Annotated in this window: 4 protein-coding genes and 1 tRNA gene (1 of these 5 only partly in view); all 5 read left to right on the top strand. The window is 42.1% G+C overall.

Translation table 11 applies throughout. The features are described 5' to 3' along the window. Positions 1-30 (top strand) — tRNA-Ala (locus BBD38_RS07920) (it extends 70 nt beyond the left edge of the window). Further along, positions 1-241, top strand: a 241-nt coding sequence (locus tag BBD38_RS14825; protein WP_207644642.1) for a hypothetical protein, incomplete at its 5' end; no start/stop codon positions are given. The genes BBD38_RS07920 and BBD38_RS14825, both read left to right, overlap by 30 nt. 245 nt (positions 242-486) lie before the next feature. Next, positions 487-1,104, top strand: coding sequence for a TetR/AcrR family transcriptional regulator (locus tag BBD38_RS07910; RefSeq protein WP_066686523.1), 618 nt, complete (start codon positions 487-489; stop codon positions 1,102-1,104). A gap of 153 nt (positions 1,105-1,257) precedes the next feature. Beyond that, on the top strand, positions 1,258-3,033 hold the full coding sequence (locus tag BBD38_RS07905; protein ID WP_066686518.1) for an ABC transporter ATP-binding protein: 1,776 nt from the start codon (positions 1,258-1,260) through the stop codon (positions 3,031-3,033). Beyond that, positions 3,030-4,760 (top strand): ABC transporter ATP-binding protein, encoded by a 1,731-nt coding sequence (locus BBD38_RS07900; RefSeq protein ID WP_066686516.1) that lies wholly within the window; start codon positions 3,030-3,032, stop codon positions 4,758-4,760. Before BBD38_RS07905 ends, BBD38_RS07900 begins: the two co-directional genes overlap by 4 nt. Positions 4,761-4,914 lie beyond the last annotated feature (154 nt).

The following is a 4,914-nucleotide window of genomic DNA, read 5'->3' as shown; positions in this document are numbered from 1 at the left end:
CGCCCTTTTCAACCCTCCTATGCTCCACCACGTCGGAACAAAGCTTGCTTTGTTCCGTTTTTCTTTGCAAGAAAAACTCCACCCGCACGCTTGTTCCTCCTTTTCCCCACACGACCCGCTTTGCTGGGCTCGTGCGGGGCCCCCTTTTGGCCTGCATCTATTTTGTATCAACGACACACAACAATATAATCCGAACCCTATACCGATTGGTGAAGGGATCGGATTTTTGTTTTACTTTTGATATGTAACATTTTCGGTCGTGTGCTATGGAAATTGCGAACAAAAAATTGATTATGCATAGCAGCAAGGCGGCAGGGATTTTTCTCTGCCGCCTATTTATTTTTATAATCTCTCGGAATCTTGAAGGCTTATTTTATGCGGATTTCAGATTCCTTTCTGATAAAAGTCCTTTATTTTTTGCCAAAACCGTTGACAAATTCCTTGGGTTAACGTATTATATAACAGTGTTATATGGGAGGCGTTTTCATGAGCGGAAATGAGCAAACAACATTAAACTTAATTTTTTCGGCAGCTATGCAGGAATTTCTTGAAAAAGGTTTCAAATCTGCTTCCCTGCGGAACATTGTCAAAACAGCAGGGGTCACAACGGGCGCGTTCTATGGTTACTATCACAGCAAGGAAGATTTATTTGAAGCACTGGTAGGCGAACAGTACGATTTTCTTTTAGACCGCTTTCGCAAGGCTCAGAAAGAGTTTGCTGAAATCCCACCAGAAGAACAGCCGAACAATCTTTCCGACGTTTCCGGCGAATGTATGTATGAAATGCTTTTGTATGCCTACAAACATTTGAATGAATTTAAGCTCATTCTTTGCCGTTCACAGGGAACACGTTTTTCAAAACTGATTGATGAAATGGTAGAGATAGAAACAAAAGGAACACATGATTATTTGGCGGTGCTTGAAAAATTAGGCAGACCGTCGCCGCATATTGATGAACGGTTAGAGCATATATTGATTACAGGAATGTTTAATACATTTTTTGAATTGATTATACATGAAATGCCGATTGAAGAAGCAAAATATTATCTAAAAGAGATGAGAGCTTTTTATACCGCAGGATGGATGAAAATTATGGGGCAATAAAAAACGGGCAAACTCGCCAGGGCAAGCTGCCCTGTAATTTTTGCTTCCGGGTTAGCATATGCTAACCCGGAAGCAAAGCACCTAACCAAAAAAGATATTCGAGGACGGCTATTCTATCCTCATATCATAAAAATATTTCAAGGAGGTTTTTTGATGAAAAAGCAATCTAACTTATCAAGATTGATGGAGTATGCCGGGAAACACAAGATATTAACCTATCTTTCTTGGATACTGTCCGTAATGAGTGCGCTATTGGCTCTTGTGCCTTTTTGGTATATATGGCGTATCATTCACGACATACTGGAAGTTTCCCCGGACTTTTCACAGGCGGGGGATGTCACGCGTTATGGCTGGTCTGCTGTGTTGTTTGCGGTTATATCTGTTGTCGTTTATATAGCCGCCTTAATGTGTTCGCACGTAAGCGCTTTCCGGGTGGCCGCGAATTTCCGAAAAAAACTTATGCGGCATATCACAACCCTGCCGCTTGGAGTAACAGAAAAATATGGAAGCGGAAAACTGCGCAGAACGGTAAACAATGCCAGTGCCGCTACTGAAAATTATCTTGCACACAGGCTGCCCGATAAAGCAGGCGCGATTGCAACACCCATAGGGCTGCTCTTTTTATTGCTTGTGTTTGACTGGCGATTAGGGCTTTTAAGCCTTGTTCCCGTTGTGCTTGGTTTTCTGATTATGATAAAAATGACCGGAAAAAATATGGAACAGAAAATGAAGGAATATCAAAATGCGCTTTCAGATATGTCGAACGAGGCAGTCGAATATGTAAGGGGCATACCCGTAGTGAAAACTTTCGGGCAGACAATATTTTCTTTCAAACGCTTCAAAGCGACAATTAGTAATTACGAAAAATGGGTAATCGCATACACAAAAGCGTTAAGGCTTCCTATGATGTTTTATACAACAGCAATTAATAGTGTATTTGTATTTTTAATTGCCGGAGGTATTCTCTTTACAATGGGTGGCGTCACAAATGAATTATTGCTAAACCTTATTTTTTACATTGTAATTACGCCTGTTATCGGTACGACATTGACTAAAATCATGTTTATGAGTGAAGACGCAATGATTGTAAGCGACGCAATCAACAGGATTGATGAAGTGCTGAATGAAAAGCCGCTGCCTGAAAGCCGGGTGAACAATATACCGTCTGACAATTCGATTGCATTAGAACACGTTACTTACAGCTATGATGGGGAGAAAAATGCACTTAATGATATATCTTTGCGAATAAAGCCGGGACAGACAATCGCATTAGTCGGCGCGTCCGGTGGCGGCAAAACGACCCTTGCAAATATCGTGGCAAGGTTTTTTGATCCGGCGAAGGGGCGCATACTGATAGGAAATATCGACATACGTAATATTCCAAAAGAAACACTGATGAATAAAGTATCTTTTGTATTTCAAAACAGCCGCCTTATTAAAGCGTCCATATTAGAAAATGTGCGTATGGCAAAGCCGGAAGCGACGCGCGAAGAAATCGCCCGCGCTTTGCAAGCTGCACAGTGTTTGGATATTATCGAAAAATTACCGAATGGTATAGATACCGTTGTCGGGACAAATGGCGTGTACCTGTCCGGCGGCGAGCAGCAGCGAATAGCGATTGCCCGCGCCATTTTGAAAAATGCACCTATCCTCATTCTTGATGAAGCGACGGCATTTGCCGACCCCGACAATGAGGTGCTTATCCAACAAGCGTTATCTGCCCTTTCAAAGGGAAAAACAGTTATTATGATTGCACACAGGCTGTCGTCAATCACAGATGCAGATTGCATTTATGTACTGCAAGACGGCCAAATTGCCGAAAGCGGCACGCATAGCAAACTGATAGAGAAAAACGGCATATTCACGCGTATGTGGAAGAATTATTCCGAATCGTCAGAATGGAGAATTGCAAAGGAGGTAAAGGAATGATTAAGGCATTGCAAAGACGTTTTGCGTTATCGAAAGAAGGGGCCGTCGATTTAATAAAAGGGTGTATTGCTTGTGTTGCACAGGATATATCTTTTATGCTTCCTGTCGGGCTTCTGTATTACTTTATCATTGATACTATGAATGGGGGCGTAAGTGGAAACCGCATAGCTTTCTATGTGATTGGTGCTTTGGTTTGCCTCGCCCTTATATTTATTGCGACCTGGTTTCAATATAACACTACTTATTTAGCGACCTATGTGGAAAGTGGGGTAAGGCGTATTTCCTTAGCTGAACGGCTCCGCAAAATACCGTTATCCTTTTTTGGTAAAAAAGACCTTGCCGATTTAACAAATTCTATTATGGGGGACTGCGCAACACTCGAAACAGCATTTTCCCATTATGTCCCCGCTTTGGCAGGCTCCATTATTTCAACAACGTTAATCGCAATTTTCCTTTTTGTTTACGATTGGCGCATGGCCCTTGCGGCGGTTTGGGTTTTGCCGATTGCATTTGCAATTACACTTTTCTCATCTCGCATACAAGGGCATTTTAACCGTAAATCCGTAACTGCAAACGTCGCTTTTGAAAGCGGTGTACAGGAGTGCATCGAAAGTTTACAAGACTTAAAAACGAATAACGCAGAAGAAAGTTATCTGAAAGGGCTTGACAGAAAAATTGATTATGTGGAAAAACGGCACATTGTTTCGGAACTTGGAACAGCCATTTTTGTTGTCTCGTCAACGCTGATATTAAAGTTTGGGATTGCTACGGTTGCGCTTGTAGGTTCGGCGCTGCTCATTCGTGGGGAGATTAATATTCCGTTATTCTTTTTGTTTTTACTTGTCGCTTCAAGGCTATATGCTCCGCTTGAAGGCGCACTGCAAAATCTTGCAGCGGTAATTTCTACTAAAACAAACATAAACCGTATGAACGAAATCCTTGACCACCCTATTCAGGCAGGCAGTAATCGTGTGACGAATGAAGGTTATGATATTGTGCTCGACCATGTAGGTTTTGCTTACAATACAGGAGAAACCGTATTGAAAGACATATCTTTTACTGCAAAGCAAGGGGAAGTTACCGCTTTAGTCGGTCCGTCCGGCGGCGGCAAAACGACGGTGTCACGTCTTGTTGCAAGATTTTGGGATATAAACAAAGGCAAAATCACTGTCGGCGGCATGGATATATCGAAGATAGAGCCGGAAACATTATTGTCACTGTACTCTATCGTGTTTCAAGATGTAATACTATTTAACAATACAATCATGGAAAATATCAGAATAGGCAAAAAGGACGCTTCCGACGAAGAAGTCATTGCGGCCGCAAGATTGGCAAATTGTGAAGAATTTGCTGCAAAGCTCCCTGACGGCTATAACAGTATGATTGGGGAAAATGGTTGTGAACTGTCCGGCGGCGAAAGGCAGCGTATTTCAATCGCCCGCGCTTTCCTTAAAGATTCTCCTATTGTTTTACTTGACGAAGCAACGGCAAGCCTTGACGTGGAAAATGAAACACTGATACAGACTGCCTTGTCAAAACTGATAAAGGATAAAACCGTACTTGTTATTGCTCACCGTATGCGTACTGTAAGCGGTGCGGATAAAGTGATTGTACTCTCTGACGGTATGGTTGCAGAACAAGGCACACCGAAAGAACTGATGAATACAGGCAAGCTTTACCCCCACATGGTAAAGCTGCAAACAATTAGTCAGGAGTGGGGCATTTAGTATGGATACCGAATTGTTTGTGGAAACAAAATGAGGTTACAGGCCACAAATAAACGCAACAGGAATATGAACAGTATTTAATTGTGAAATAGGCAATCCCCTGGCAGCGTTTCAAATTTTGTGTATTCTCAGAAATGAGAAGTAGAATATCGAA

It is taken from the genome of Christensenella intestinihominis, assembly GCF_001678845.1.
In the GTDB taxonomy this organism is placed as follows: domain Bacteria; phylum Bacillota; class Clostridia; order Christensenellales; family Christensenellaceae; genus Christensenella; species Christensenella intestinihominis.
This window is presented reverse-complemented; position numbering and strand designations above follow the sequence as displayed.